Origin of the sequence: Agriterribacter sp. (genome assembly GCF_035445465.1) — a bacterium.
Classification (GTDB): Bacteria; Bacteroidota; Bacteroidia; order Chitinophagales; family Chitinophagaceae; genus Agriterribacter.
Genome location: NZ_DAOMQT010000023.1, coordinates 1 through 13632 on the forward strand (window position 1 = coordinate 1; position 13632 = coordinate 13632).

12 protein-coding genes, 1 tRNA gene and 1 pseudogene are annotated in these 13632 nt (G+C 41.9%); 4 read left to right on the top strand and 10 right to left on the bottom strand.

Annotated features, from left to right (window positions below):
• Positions 1-174: 174 nt before the first annotated feature.
• The 3 genes and pseudogenes from PLE34_RS12465 to PLE34_RS12475 all read right to left on the bottom strand — a co-directional run bounded on the left by PLE34_RS12465 (position 175) and on the right by PLE34_RS12475 (position 2939).
• Positions 175-1379, bottom strand: a pseudogene (locus PLE34_RS12465) (IS256 family transposase).
• Between the two features lie 457 nt (positions 1380-1836).
• Entirely contained in the window at positions 1837-2277 is a 441-nt protein-coding gene (locus tag PLE34_RS12470) for a hypothetical protein (RefSeq protein WP_324557468.1), read from the bottom strand.
• 215 nt (positions 2278-2492) lie between these two features.
• Positions 2493-2939: an Hsp20/alpha crystallin family protein gene (locus PLE34_RS12475; protein ID WP_324557470.1), complete on the bottom strand. Its 447-nt coding sequence runs from the start codon at positions 2937-2939 to the stop codon at positions 2493-2495.
• Between the two features lie 642 nt (positions 2940-3581).
• On the opposite strand from PLE34_RS12475, the gene PLE34_RS12480 reads away from it, so the two are divergent.
• Positions 3582-4529: a hypothetical protein gene (locus PLE34_RS12480; RefSeq protein ID WP_324557472.1), complete on the top strand. Its 948-nt coding sequence runs from the start codon at positions 3582-3584 to the stop codon at positions 4527-4529.
• A 282-nt stretch (positions 4530-4811) separates the two neighbouring features.
• Here PLE34_RS12480 and PLE34_RS12485 read toward each other — a convergent pair.
• Together PLE34_RS12485 and PLE34_RS12490 are read right to left on the bottom strand one after the other, a co-directional pair.
• A tRNA-Cys gene (locus PLE34_RS12485) sits at positions 4812-4882 on the bottom strand.
• A 54-nt stretch (positions 4883-4936) separates the two neighbouring features.
• A complete protein-coding gene (locus PLE34_RS12490) occupies positions 4937-5131 on the bottom strand; it encodes a hypothetical protein (RefSeq protein WP_324557475.1) in 195 nt (64 codons plus the stop codon).
• A gap of 459 nt (positions 5132-5590) precedes the next feature.
• On the opposite strand from PLE34_RS12490, the gene PLE34_RS12495 reads away from it, so the two are divergent.
• The 3 genes from PLE34_RS12495 to PLE34_RS12505 all read left to right on the top strand — a co-directional run bounded on the left by PLE34_RS12495 (position 5591) and on the right by PLE34_RS12505 (position 8027).
• Positions 5591-6496, top strand: a complete 906-nt coding sequence (locus tag PLE34_RS12495) for a phytanoyl-CoA dioxygenase family protein (RefSeq protein ID WP_324557477.1) — start codon at positions 5591-5593, stop codon at positions 6494-6496.
• Between the two features lie 5 nt (positions 6497-6501).
• Positions 6502-7278: an SDR family NAD(P)-dependent oxidoreductase gene (locus PLE34_RS12500; protein ID WP_324557479.1), complete on the top strand. Its 777-nt coding sequence runs from the start codon at positions 6502-6504 to the stop codon at positions 7276-7278.
• Between the two features lie 146 nt (positions 7279-7424).
• Positions 7425-8027, top strand: coding sequence for a DUF6134 family protein (locus tag PLE34_RS12505; protein ID WP_324557480.1), 603 nt, complete (start codon positions 7425-7427; stop codon positions 8025-8027).
• A 142-nt stretch (positions 8028-8169) separates the two neighbouring features.
• Here the strand turns inward: PLE34_RS12505 and PLE34_RS12510 are convergent, their stop codons facing one another.
• From PLE34_RS12510 to PLE34_RS12530, 5 genes are all read right to left on the bottom strand, one after another.
• Complete coding sequence (locus PLE34_RS12510) at positions 8170-9021, bottom strand: Omp28-related outer membrane protein (RefSeq protein ID WP_324557482.1); 852 nt, start codon at positions 9019-9021, stop codon at positions 8170-8172.
• Positions 9022-9032: 11 nt separating this feature from the next.
• Entirely contained in the window at positions 9033-10616 is a 1584-nt protein-coding gene (locus tag PLE34_RS12515) for a DUF6029 family protein (RefSeq protein WP_324557484.1), read from the bottom strand.
• Complete coding sequence (locus PLE34_RS12520; protein ID WP_324557486.1) at positions 10617-11099, bottom strand: TlpA family protein disulfide reductase; 483 nt, start codon at positions 11097-11099, stop codon at positions 10617-10619.
• Positions 11100-11262: 163 nt separating this feature from the next.
• Positions 11263-11727, bottom strand: a complete 465-nt coding sequence (locus PLE34_RS12525) for a DUF4625 domain-containing protein (RefSeq protein ID WP_324557489.1) — start codon at positions 11725-11727, stop codon at positions 11263-11265.
• 151 nt (positions 11728-11878) lie between these two features.
• Positions 11879-13597: a RagB/SusD family nutrient uptake outer membrane protein gene (locus PLE34_RS12530; protein WP_324557492.1), complete on the bottom strand. Its 1719-nt coding sequence runs from the start codon at positions 13595-13597 to the stop codon at positions 11879-11881.
• Positions 13598-13632 lie beyond the last annotated feature (35 nt).

The following is a 13632-nucleotide window of genomic DNA, read 5'->3' on the forward strand; positions in this document are numbered from 1 at the left end:
CAAAGAAATATCTTTACCTGATGGAAAGTTATATAGAAGAACTGGGAACGACACATAATGGATATTGATGAAATGTCTTAACAAAAGACATAGAATTGCTTTGATATCAATCATCTGTTAAGGCAATAAATGAGAGTGTAAAATAAATTGTGTAAACAGATTAAGCAACTGCATTTAGAGGCGGCATCTGTTGTCAAAGATAGTTAAGAACTGATGGAGTATGAACCCCCAATTTTGTATGGGCATAGTCCATTTTTTTTCGATATTAGTAATAGCCATATAAACAGCCTTTAGGGCCGCCTGATCATCGGGGAACTGTACTTTTGTTTTTGTATACTTTCGGATACCCCGGTTCAGGTTTTCGATGGTATTGGTGGTATAAATGATTTTCCGGATTTCCAATGGAAATCAAAATAGCTGGTAAGGCAGTCCCAGTTGTTGCGCCAGGACTCGATGGCATGGCGGTATTTATGCCCCCATTTTTCGGAAAGTCTTCCCAGTGCTGCTTCTGCCGCATCCCGGTTTAGAGCCCCGTAAACGTCCTTTAAATCAGCGCAGAAGGGTTTCCGGTCCTTCCATACCACATACTTACAGGAGTTGCGGATTTGGTGCACCACACAGAGCTGGGTTACGGTATCAGGGAATACCCCTTTGATGGCGTCTGTAAAGCCTTTAAGGTTATCGGTGCAGGCGATCAGGATATCTTCCACGCCCCGGGCTTTTAAATCGGTGAGCACGCTCATCCAGAAAGAAGCGGACTCTGTTTCAGCCATCCACATACCCAGCACTTCTTTTAACCCATCGTTTTTCAGACCAATAACCAGGTAAATACACTTGTTGATATATTTGCCATTCTGCTTTACCTTCAGCACAATGCCGTCCATCCAAACAGTATAATACACCGCGTCCAGTGGTCGCTGCTGCCATTCTTTGATGTGTTCGATGATACGATTGGTGACATTGGAAATAGTTCCTTCGCTCACATCAACACCATACACCTGCTTTACTTGTTCAACAATATCTGAAGTGGTCATTCCCCGGCTATACATGCCGATAATGGACTCTTCGAGTTTGTCGCTCATGCGCTGACCTTTGGGTATAAGCTGCGGCTCAAACTCGCTGTTACGATCCCTGGGAATGTTGAGCACCATGTCGCCCAGAGATTGGGGTTTTACTTTTTTAGGATAGGTGCCATTACGGCTGTTGCCACTGTTATTGCCGTCTTTTGCATGCTTCTCATAACCGAGGTGGCTATCAAGTTCAGCCTGCAACATTTGTTCGACACCCTGCTTATAGAGGTCGTTAAAAAATGAATTGAAGTCTTCTTTGCTTGTAAACTGTTTGAAGAAATCTTTAGGTAGTTTGTTGTCCTGTTCCATAAACTGTATTTAAAGTTAAAAAATCCGGGGCAAAGCGCCGGCCGCAACCCGGGCAGGTTCGCTTCGTTCGGCTCCGCTACGTTCCGCCTCACTTCGCTTCACCTGCCCGGTGGTTAACTCTCGAATACAGTTACTTAATATCTATTTACACAAAGAACTAAACACTACCCAATAAATTTCTCCTCACTTTAAACCCGGCTTCTGCTGCTTCCCTGATGGCTGCTCCAGCAATTTTTCATCTCCCCCATCTCACTTTTGAAAATGGACCATGCCCTGTATCTTTTTTTACTCAATATGGTCCCGGAGTACACTCATAATACCTGCAGTTTATTTTTTTTAATCCACAAAATAGTCAGTCGGGCACTTGTTTCAGGAATCATTATTAGTTTAGCAATTATCATGGTGCGGTTAATTGCACAGTTGCAGCCTTTCTCCACCTTTTTAGATTTTACAGTTGCTAATTCTCACGTTTGTTGGATATATTATGCTGAAAATCATTAAAGGCTGATTTTAAGATGCGAAACCTACTTGTAGAATTAGCAATGTCTTTGCTTAAGTTTTCCATTTTCGTATCAAATAATTTTTTCATTTTCCCATCTTCAAATATTTTGTTATAAAGTAAATCCTCTACATCATTCAACTCCCTTCTCATTGAATGGATCAATTCATCTTCCTTGATAAACATGGTCTGGAAATCCTCTATTTCTTCAAGGAAATTTTGATCATTGCTATGTTTGAGAATGTCTGAGATCGTATTTTTCAGCAAAATATTTTCTTCCATCCTGAAATTAAGCAACCGCTTCCACGCTTCAATTTCAGTTTGAAATTGCCTGATATCCTTTTCCGGAATATTCTGATTCCAGGCTGTTTTATTTTTCAAAGGGCTTTTTTCTTTCATAAATCTATTAACAGTAAAAATAAATAGAATTTTCACCAGTAATTACTATAATAATCAATCGTTTATCGCTTAAAAAAAAGATTTAAAACTGATGATTTTTAAAGGTACTCTCTTGAGCAATTTATTCAGAATAGCCGTCCTATTGAGTGCCGGAATTTACTAAATACCCTGCCATTTTTATGATGGGTCATTAATATTATATAAATTTTTTACGGCTATTTAACTGTAATCTGCTTACTGATTGCCATTTTTTTTGCTTCTTCCTTTTTAGGCAAAACAAGTTTTAAAACACCGTCCTGGTAATGCGCATCAATCTTGTCTTTGTTTACTTCATCAGGAAGCGTAAAGCTGCGCTCAAAAGAGGAATAGCTGTATTCCCGGCGTGTATATTTTTCATCCTTTTCTTCATTCTCTTCTTCTTTTTCACTTCTGACAGCAAGCAAATCGCCTTCCACATCAATTTTAAAATCTTCCTTTTTCAGTCCTGGCGCAGCCATAGATACCAGGTAATCGTCTTTTCTTTCGACTATATTTACCGCAGGCACATTCATTACCCTTGATGAAAAACCATCGTCAAACAGGTCCAGCAAGGATTTGTTAAAAAAATCCCCGGATAGGGAGGGCATTCTTTCCCTTCTTTTTGCCAATGTTCGTGTGTTCATAATTATTTGCTTTTGATATTAAGAAATTGTTTATACAGTAAAAATATGCAAGTCATTTCCCGGAACAAGTAGCGATAATCAACGAAAACAATGACATTGGTCAGCGGTTGTTGATGTGTCAATTTTGAACGCCGGATAAAAATGAGGAATTATTTATATCATCTCATGGTAATCAGCTCGGGGTGCTCTTAGGACATTGCGTTAAATTTCCCGGGAACCTGCTCAAATACAGGCAATTCCTATACCCAAAGCAGTGAGGACAATCAACAATTTTTGTGACAGCCATCAACCTCTGCACAAATGATTAAAAGTAGCTTCGGTCTCTAAATCATTTTTTATGAATCCAATATTACAACCGCAGATACAGGAACTGATAGAAACCGTGCATTATCGCCCCGCCAGAGAATGGAATGCTTGCACAATATGGGGGTGCCGTGCTGATTAAACATTACTAGCCTGCTATTGACGTAGATGAACATAAGCGTTCTGAGATAATCCAGTTCAGCGGTCATCACCACAAACAATACTTAAAACAATGAAAGGTCTTGAAAATGATTTATATGCCAGGCCTGGAATGCAATAAGCTCCACCCTCGGCCCGATATTTCACATCGGCGGGTGCTCCGGCGCTATCTTCTTTCTGATGAGTTTTGTACTCGTTGGAACAGGTTCCGGTTTTTCGGCCCCGATTATTCTGTTAATTATTATCCCGGTTCTTTTAACTAAAAAAATACAAAGTATGTATAGCAATACAATCGACTTACGTACAAAACAAGATAATATCTTTTTGTCGTTGTCTTTCCTGCAGGCAGCGATGATTCTTACTGCTGCAATACAAAGCCTGCTGGAGCCATCAGTGTACAAGCTGGAATCCCGCAACTGGCAAATTCAAGCTATCGGACAAGACCTTATAAACAGCGTATTGGTTGCGCCTGCACTGGTCATATGTACTGTGTGCGTTTTCCGGAACAAGGCAAAAGCTTTTTATATTTGGGGTGGATTTCATTTGTATCTGTTGTATACATTTATCATCTATGCCTTTAACGTCCATTTCAACAGCTTTTTTTTGTTGTATTGCGGCGTCTTGGGAATCTCTGTATATTCATTGCTCTGGTATTCCAGCCGCATACTCCAACTCAACTCCCCTACCCTGTTTCGCCCAACGTTTTCATCAAAAATAATTGCAGTTTATTTTATTATGGTGGGTTCCTTCTTTATGGTGTTGTGGCTTTTTGAAATAGTTCCTGCAATTATAGCGGGAGGCCAACCCGACTCACTGGACAAAACAGCATTATTCACGAACCCTGTGCATGTACTGGATATATCTGTTGTTTTGCCATCTTTTATAATAATAGCTATATTATTGTTAAAGGGGCACCGAATCGCTTTCCTACTGGTACCTTCATTACTAACCTTCATGCTATTGATGAGTATCACTATTATGTTCCTGACAGTTTTTGCCGGGTACCAAGAACAGCAGCATAACGCGGCCTTAGCGTCTAACATGGCGTTGTTTTCACTGATATGTTTTTTCCTGTTAAGAAGGCATCTCGGGGAGTTAGTAAAACCACTCTCTACCAACCAGGAATAGCTAAATCGCTTTTACAACAAAACGATGAGAGAGATCATACTGAAACATTCAGTCTTTAAAGCCTCAGCCGGTACAAGTTCCTGTACCCGCTAAGGATTAGTGTAAAACCGGATGCATTCTGTGTATCCGGCCTTTGTTTAGTGCTTAGCTTATACTCACTAAGATGTTCACAGTGCAGAAAAGAGTTTTCAATCATTGATAGCTTAATGAAACCGGTCTGCTTTTCTGACGGAATGTTTTAGAAATATTCCCGGGCATTATCTCTTTACCGGATTGCCTAAGAGGTGCTGACCGGATTTGAACCGATGTATCGGCTTTTGCAGAGCCGTGCCTAACCACTCGGCCACAGCACCATTTCATAACGCGTTATCATTTTCAAAGGAATATTACCTAAAGTAACTACAGGGCTATGTTTTTAAAATGGTACGCGGGCGTTCTTTTCGCAAAAAATACGGCAGGAAAGAGGTTATCACAAAAGCCAGAAAACCGGCTATATTTCTGCCTTTCGGATTACCTGCCACAGCTTTTTTTTCATGCGGCAGCCATGCATAATCTTCTTCCTCCCCGTACCGAAAGCCATCCGTATTCTTTTGCTTTGACATTTTTTGACATTTTTATTGACAACAATACAAAGGCAAAGCTATCCTGTAGACACAGGACAGCTTTGGTGTACCTTATGACTCGATGACATGAGTGGATTCGAACCACATACGTGATAAACCACGTCTCTTCCTGTAGTAAAGAGCATGCATTTTAGTAAACATGCTCCAAAAGTATTTTAATACTATTAGTCTACCAAATTAATAGAATAATAATTTTTTATTGCACATTTCCACGTCCCAACAACTTCATAAAAAATTATTCTTCAAAAATAAAATTAGTCTACTTATTTTGTAGACTAATAAAATCTCCTATATTTGCAGCATGAATTATCCTTCGCACAGGTTTCGTTGTTGTTGCCGCCTGGCAACATAATCAATTATACACCGCTCCATGCGGAAATCATTTTCCTTCCATTTACAAGGTTTTAAATATCACATCATAAAATATAATTCATTGTTATGGGTACCATAAACAACTCCCTGTTCCATTTAGGGGATACATTAACAACAGAACAGAAAAACTTTTTCCACAAATTTGGCATATTACAGTTCCGTAATTTTATAGATAAAGCAACGGTGGCCTCCTTTATAGAAGAGATCAGCAGTGTAGAACAAGAGTTATTAACCGAAGGCATACAAAAGATCAATGGCATACCACTGAAATTTGGAAAGAATACAGACGGAAGGCGCTTTATCCAGCGTATAGCATTCACCTCCCAGCATAGCAACCGGCTTAGCGTATTTCTTAAAGACAAACGCCTGGCAGCACTGGTTGCATTGCTGTATCCGTATGAAGGAAGGGTGGGCGAAAACGAAAAAGACGGGCTGGTGCTTAACCACTACATTAATACCCCGGACAGCGAATACAAGCAGCTCGGCTGGCATACAGACAGTCCCCGGGATATATTCCTGGGATCGAGGATCATGCCCATGCTGAATGTTGGCCTGCATTTGGACGATTATCCTTTCGAGAAGGGAGGATTGAGAGTACTAACGGGAACGCATACCCAAAATTTATTCCGGTTGCTGTTCCGAAAAAAATATTTTGTAGACAATGATCCTGATCCCCGGGAAGTAGGCTTTAATATTGAAGCCGGAGACCTCACCGTTCATGATGGCAGGCTATGGCACAGGGTTCAACGCTCTGCATATTCCGGCGATGAAAGCCGCCGCAGGGTAATGTATATCCCGATTGTAACCGGCGCATACAGGCCTAAACACGCAGACAGCCCAACGCCTTTTTATCACAAGCTGGCCTTACCCAGGCTGGAACGGTACCGCGAGAGCCTCAGGTGGCCCACTGTAAAAGAAAAAGGGCTGAAATGGAGCAGACTCGTTTCAGCAAAGCAACCTGAAAAAATATAAAAGACATGGCATACGCACTCATCACCGGGGCTGCAAAGGGCATTGGTAAAGCAATCGCGTCTGAACTGGCATCGAAAGGCTATGATCTGCTGCTTGTTGACCTTGATGCTGCCGGTCTGGCACATACAGCCGCAACATTGGTTTCCGAACGCAAAGTGTTGGTGCATACCCTCACAGCAGACCTCTCTGCGCCTGACACTGCATACAAAATAAAGGAATGGACCGTTGCTTTTGAAAGCGAACTGCAGGTGCTGGTGAACAACGCGGCATTCGGGTTGAACGGCGCATTTGACAAGCTTTCACTCACCGAACAATTGCATATTATAGATGTTAATGTTAAGTCGGTAGTAGCGCTTTGCCACCTGTTTATACCGGTGCTCCGGCAGCAAGAGAAGGCGTATATACTTAACATCGGCAGCAATGCAGGTTACCAGCCTGTACCTTATCTTAACATCTATGCCGCTTCCAAAGCATTTATTATTTCGTTTACACGCAGCCTGCGTTATGAGTTGCGCAGATCCAATGTGCACGTGAGCTGTGTGAGCCCGGGAAGCACCGACACTGGCTTTGTAGACCGTGCAGGCATGAGCAGCGCGATCAGGAAAACTGCCGAAAGGTACAATATGAGCGCAGCGGAAGTGGCAAAAATAGCAGTAAAAGCATTGCTCAGTAAAAGAAAGGAACGTATTACAGGGGTGCAAACAAAGTTAGGTGTGTTTCTTTCGTGGCTTGCACCTAAATCGTGGTCTGAAAAATTTGGCGCTGATATATTCAGCAAATAAAAACATGTAAAACATTAAGTCCGGGCGCGTTTTTCTTTGCAGTTGGTTTAATACGAATTACGGTTATCGCCCGGCACAACTTCCACACGGGTTAAGGAGCCCGCACAGCGCTGGTTTCCTTAATCCGGATATTTTATCAATCTATTATGGTTTACAAAAGCATTGTGGCATTACTTTATTTGCTCACGGCGGCTTATCACGGCGGGGATAAGGATTACGTATATGAATCATACTATAACATTTTCAGGGATGGTAAGATCGTTGGTCATGTACGGTGCAGCAGATCGGAAAAGAATGGAGTAACGGAATATGTTACCGAATCAAAAGTGAAAATATCATTACTTGTAGATATTTCCATTTACAATAAGATAGAGAGTTCTTTTATTAACGGTATTTTATCTCAGGGCAGTATGGTTCGTAAAATTAACGGAAAGGCAAGGTCGGAATCGCGTATCTCCTGGCAAAACGATAAATATATGGTTAGCGGTGCGGACGGCAAAAGCGGCGAATTGCGCTCCAGGATAGAATTCAGCACAGGCTGCCTTATGCACGCAGAGCCTGACCGCCATACAAAGATCTATTCCGAAAATTTCAGGCAACTGGTAGCCGTTCAACCGGTTGGACCACATAAGTATGCTATCAAACTACCCGATGGGAAAGATAATTTCTATACTTATAAAGACGGCGTTTGTATAGAAGTAGAAGTACCCACTGCATTTGCAACAGTATATATCAGGCCTGTAAAATAAGCTGAGTTTTGAATGTACCATCTGCCTACTGCACTTCAACACATAGGTACAATAGGGTCATAGGAAAACAATGGATATATATTTTCTCATTCAAATTGTTCGTCTGTACGGGTGTCTTTCAATTTGTTCAGCATAGCATAGCTCATTTAATATTTCCTGAAAAATCAACAGACTTTCCAATATGAACAGAGCGGCTGTTTACGGAAACCCTTGGAGCAAAACCTTTGGCTTCTATGACGTATGCAACAAAAGACAGGTTTTCCTTTACATAGCCAGACGGAATGGTGTAAGTAAACGTTTTAGCATATACACCGTTTTTTGCGATAGTACCTAATTCATCTCCAAAGTAATTTCCGGTGAGATAGGCCCTGAGCACATGAAAATGCCGGTAATCTTCAATCCATTTTAAACTTCCGTCAACGAGATCTGCCTGCCTGTAAGGAATATCATTTTCCAGTACTGCAACCGCCAGGCGATAATCGGCGCTCGCTTCTCCCCTATTGGCAACCTGCACTTCCACCCTAACCGTATTATCTCCCGTAACAGCAGTGCCAAGCGCAATTCCTATCTTAGCCGTTGCTTTTGCCCGCTCTATGAAAGAACCGGACGTTGCATCAAATTCGCCTACCGTAACCAGGTCATCACGCTGGTCAATGATAACACCGGGATACCCGGTTACACCATAAAAATAGTTTTGAAACTGTTTATAGCCGCTGAATTCCATAGGATCATTCTCATCCAACCGGCCATGCACACTTATCAGATCAATCCTTCCGGGATATTTTGTTTCAGATGCTGCTGCTATAAGGTCAGACACTTTCGGACAGTATACACAATCGAAAGAAACGAACTCCATGATCAGTACATTTTTAGTAAATGATGAAGTGTCGGAACCGCCCTGGTTGTTATCACCATCCGGGCCGCTTCCTTTTGTACAGGCGTTAATTGCAAGGGCAAAAACACAAAAGGAAAATATTTTAACGATATGCTTCATAGTATCAGGAATTAAAATGATGATGTTACAGCAAGGTTTAACCCTGTATACGCAGGCATGTACAGGCAAACTCCTCCGGCACAAATAAGTCCTTCCCGGTTCCTGCCATAATTCAGCGCAATTCTTGTACGCGAAAAAGTATAGCTTCCGCCGAGCCTGTAATAATGAACCCCTGTATCGCCGTAATTATACATATCTCCAATAAAACATGTAAAGGCAGGAGAAGCTGAGAACTCAACGAGTGCTGCGCCCCAATTCTTCAAATAATCCCTGCTCCAGAGATGCTGCAGCTCAAAACGAAAAGACCTTCCGGGCGCTGATTTCCAGAGCAGGTCACCTGCAGCTACATGAGAAGCATACAACGTATTTTCTTTACCAATAACAACAGGATTAAATACCTGGCCGGAATAGAACAGGTGTGTGAGCAATGTAGCACTGATCTTTTTCTCTATATCAATATTAATATCCTGGAAGTATTTTGTATTACCAGTGCCGAGAAAATCATACCCGTGAACAGCATCTCCTTTCAGATTATAATAGGTGGATGCATTGAATGACAACTGCGTTCCATATTTTCCACCTAATAGGCTTCCACTTTTTAAGCGATATTGAATATCCAGCTGCCCTCCTGTTTCTTCATTGCCCATCGTATTATGCGGATTCAGCATAGCAAGCGAATAGCCATGCTGTTTCGTAAGGGCAGGCAAATAATTCAGGTCCCTGCCAACTCCTGCTATTCCGCGTGTAGTGCCAAATTGCATATACTCCAACCGGCGCAGTGATAGCAAACTTCCAAACCCCGTTGTATTATAACCTATTTCGAGCAGCAACGCGCTGCCATTTTTATTTTTATTGTTTGAATATACACTGTTATCCTTCGACTTATATGCATACTCTCCCTGAAAACTGAATGCTTCAACATCCCAGTTTACATTGAACGAATACGCCTGCACATTAGGATTAACAGGCTCCTGCCCCGCATAACTTACATAACGATTGATAACATTTATTGCCGCACCGGCAACGGAATGCTCAAGCTTAAACAATGAAGCCAGATCAACAGACAGGCTTGCACCTTTGATATTTGATTCAGCTTTATCCATAAATTCCCTGGGGCGGCCCAGGATTCCTTTTACATGAAAAAGATCACGAAATGAATAGGCGAGCCTCACTCCTTCTACAGATGTATTAAGACCAATAGCCCTTTCTTCATACGCCCTGAAAATAAGCCCGTTGCCAAACTGATCATAAAAGTCACCGGCTGTAACCGCCAGGTTACTATCCTGAAAAGATGCATATTTAAATACCAGCCCGCTATTCCGTAAGGTGGTTGGCAATCCCTGCAATACCGGCAAATACGCCTCATACTGTAGGCCTGCCCTGAATTTTTTATATTGATAGTCTACCTTAAAATAATTATTAGATCCGAGCTTATCATCCGGAGCAATAATGCCGGGTTTACTATCATTTAAATAATAAATCGTATTGGTTTCAAAACTCCCCGATAAATTGCTTTGGGCGTACATAGATTTGGAGATTATCAAAAAGATGATAACATGTAAGCATATACTGATACAGATCCTGTTCCGCTTCATTTACAGCCCTTTTAAAACTTCCAGTACCTTTGATTCACTGCCCGGGGTATATCCAATATGTGAATAAACAATATTTCCTTTAGGGGTAATAATATATAACTGAGGAATGGAATTGACATTCAGGGCCCGCTTAAAATCCTGATTTTTGTCTATTAATACGGTGAATGGCCATTCGCGTGCAGCAGCAAACGTACGAACCCTCGACACAGATCTTGCATCATCTGTAGAAACCGCAACTATTTTGAAACTTACTTCTTCCTGCCATGTCGTCCATTGATCTCTAAAGGCATTCAACTCTTCGATGCAAGGCTTACATATTGTTGACCAGAATGATATTACCACCGGCACACCGTCATTAAGCAAAGCGTGTGAATTTATGGTTTCGCCTTTCAACGTATTTAATGGCACAGATGGCAGTTGTGTTTGACCGGAGACAATTGCAACTGACAGATACGCAAAACAAAACAGGAGATATCTTTTCATTTTAAATTATTCTCAACTTATTTATAATCATATACCAGCTATCATCATCCTGCAAAATTGGAACACGACCTACAGCATTTCTCTTTTTTCATTTACATTTATCGAACACAGAAATTATTGAGCATATACATCTTCCCATATAATTCGTGGCAGATAATGAATCCTAGTGCTCATGTTCATGCTCACCGCTGCCATCTCCGGCTTTAACGGTTATATTTTCATCCAGAGCAGCTACCTGGCCTTCCTGATCCGTAACTTTAAGATGGAAACTATAGGCCCCGATAGCCTCTCCTTCGGGAATTACAGGGTAATCCTGAAATCCGGGTACTTCTTTCCTGCCCACATAATCTCCTTCGTATACCTTGCTAAGGCTAAATATTCCATAGCCACTTTCCTGGTATATCTCCAGCTCAATTTTTTTTATTCGCCCGGGCACCTTGATATTAACTTCAAAATGTCCTTCCTCGCCTAAATAAAAAATGCCATCTTCCTCCGCCTCATGAATTCCCAGGTGAACCACCTCTATTGTTGGAGCTGCCGGTTTTTCCTTTTCCTTACTGCATGATGAAAATAAAAGCAGCAATGCCCCCGCAAGCAGTAAATTCCATAATGATTTTTTGTTTTGCATGTTAAAATAATTTGGTGGGATAAATCCCGGTTATCAGCCCAATCATTTATGAGCTTTTCATAGGGGGAAAAAAGCGAAAAACATCACCTGCCGGGCAGCGCCGGAACAGGTGATATTTTTGTGCGCTTAAAACGTTGATGCAAAAGCAATATTAGTATCCCGGGTTCTGGGCAATTCCCAAATCGTTGCCCGACAATCCTTTCGGAATAGGGAAACGATAGAACTTGCCGCTAATATTTTGTGTTTTTGAACGGAGATGCTTATGCACTTTCGCGAAAAACGGGTAATTTGTTTTAACACTTCCCGCGGTACCATCACTTTCAGGACCAAACTTAGCAGCAATAGATTCTACAGAACTGTAATCATCCTTGTAGTACTCGAATTCCGGTACATCTGTAAGTATGGTATTAACCAATTTTCTCCAACGTACCAGGTTAGACCAATGTCTTTGCTCAAAATACAGCTCGAGATACCACTCTTTTTCCAGGTGATCCTGTGTAATTGTACTGTATTCACTTACCCCCGCTCTGCGCCTTAATTGATTAATTACCTGTGCTGCTTCAGTTGCTTTACCTAATTGAAGCAGTGCTTCGGCTTTGATCAGCAAAACTTCGGCATAGCGGATTTCAATGCGGTTCATATTATTGGGCTGGGCCGCTTCTGAACCCGGGGCAACATCCGTGAGTTTTGCATTACGGTGCACAAACTTGCCAATACGTGGTGAAGTAACCGGGAATATATAGTCATATTCTTTATAGTCCGTTGCTTTTGTTGCAGGTGATGCAACCGGTTCATCCTGGTTATACAATTTTGTGAAAAGTGAATAATGCTTACGTTTATCATTATCCGGGAAACGGTTAACTAATGAAACATCAGCCGGGCCGATATGGTTATCCTGATAAAGATCAAAACGGAAAGTGAACGGGCAGTGCGTTTGGTGATTGCCCTGTGCATCACCCAGGCCGTCTCCATCATGATGAATGGTGAAAATATGTTCAGGCGATTTGTTTTCAGCGGGCACACCGAAATTACTTTCAAAATTATCTTCCAGCCTGTAGTTACCGCTATTGATCACTTTATCGGCATACTCAACGGCTTTCTGCAGTTTGGCTGCGTCCCAGGCAGCGGCTGCGGGGTCTGACTTACCGCCTGCGATGGCAGCCACTTCAGTTTGTGATAGCGGCTTACTTGCCCATGCCAGGTATGCTCTTGCCAAAAGCGCATTGGCAGCGCCTTTGCTTGGGTTAGAACGGATCACATCGTATCCCGGCAAGGCAGCTTCAGCTTCTGTAAAATCTTTTACGATTTGTGTGTACACTTCATCAATAGACTTACGGGATGTTTGTTCGGCCGAAGACGGAGTTGAAGTTAATATGAGCGGTACCTCACCCCAAAGATTTACAAGATAAGCATAACCCTGTGCACGGATGAATTTTGCCCTCGCTCTTGCCAGGTCTATACTGGACTGGCTCAAATTATTACCGGCACTGCTGGAGTCGGCTTTACCTATCGTTCTGTTGGCTTCACCTATACTCACATACAGATAATTGAAGATTTTTGTAGGATACCAGTTATTGACATCTGTCTTTAGCTGGCTCACCAATGGTCCGTCTGCATCATCAGCACCTTCAAAACTGATTGTATGCTCACTGGTAGATTCCAAAAGAAATGAAAACGAAGAGCTCAATCTTTGCCAGGGCGGGAAAGCAGCATTGGCTGTTGCCAATGCTTCCTGGTCGGTTTTCCAAACTGATTCTCCTGTAATTACGTCCGGAGGATTTCCTCCTGTTGTATCCTTTTTGCAGGAGTAGCCTGCCAAAGAACCAACTGCAATAGCTGTAATAGCTAACTGTTTAAGGGATTTTGTCATATTTTCTAATATTTAAGCAATTAATAAATGTATTT

Bases quoted from the DNA above. Each gene is read 5' to 3' on its own strand.
- PLE34_RS12495 (WP_324557477.1), top strand. From the start codon at position 5,591: ATGGGTACCATAAACAACTCCCTGTTCCATTTAGGGGATACATTAACA.
- PLE34_RS12510 (WP_324557482.1), bottom strand. From the start codon at position 9,021: ATGAAGCATATCGTTAAAATATTTTCCTTTTGTGTTTTTGCCCTTGCA.
- PLE34_RS12520 (WP_324557486.1), bottom strand. From the start codon at position 11,099: ATGAAAAGATATCTCCTGTTTTGTTTTGCGTATCTGTCAGTTGCAATT.
- PLE34_RS12470 (WP_324557468.1), bottom strand. From the start codon at position 2,277: ATGAAAGAAAAAAGCCCTTTGAAAAATAAAACAGCCTGGAATCAGAAT.
- PLE34_RS12475 (WP_324557470.1), bottom strand. From the start codon at position 2,939: ATGAACACACGAACATTGGCAAAAAGAAGGGAAAGAATGCCCTCCCTA.
- PLE34_RS12525 (WP_324557489.1), bottom strand. From the start codon at position 11,727: ATGCAAAACAAAAAATCATTATGGAATTTACTGCTTGCGGGGGCATTG.
- PLE34_RS12490 (WP_324557475.1), bottom strand. From the start codon at position 5,131: ATGTCAAAGCAAAAGAATACGGATGGCTTTCGGTACGGGGAGGAAGAA.
- PLE34_RS12515 (WP_324557484.1), bottom strand. From the start codon at position 10,616: ATGAAGCGGAACAGGATCTGTATCAGTATATGCTTACATGTTATCATC.
- PLE34_RS12505 (WP_324557480.1), top strand. From the start codon at position 7,425: ATGGTTTACAAAAGCATTGTGGCATTACTTTATTTGCTCACGGCGGCT.
- PLE34_RS12500 (WP_324557479.1), top strand. From the start codon at position 6,502: ATGGCATACGCACTCATCACCGGGGCTGCAAAGGGCATTGGTAAAGCA.
- PLE34_RS12480 (WP_324557472.1), top strand. From the start codon at position 3,582: ATGAGTTTTGTACTCGTTGGAACAGGTTCCGGTTTTTCGGCCCCGATT.
- PLE34_RS12530 (WP_324557492.1), bottom strand. From the start codon at position 13,597: ATGACAAAATCCCTTAAACAGTTAGCTATTACAGCTATTGCAGTTGGT.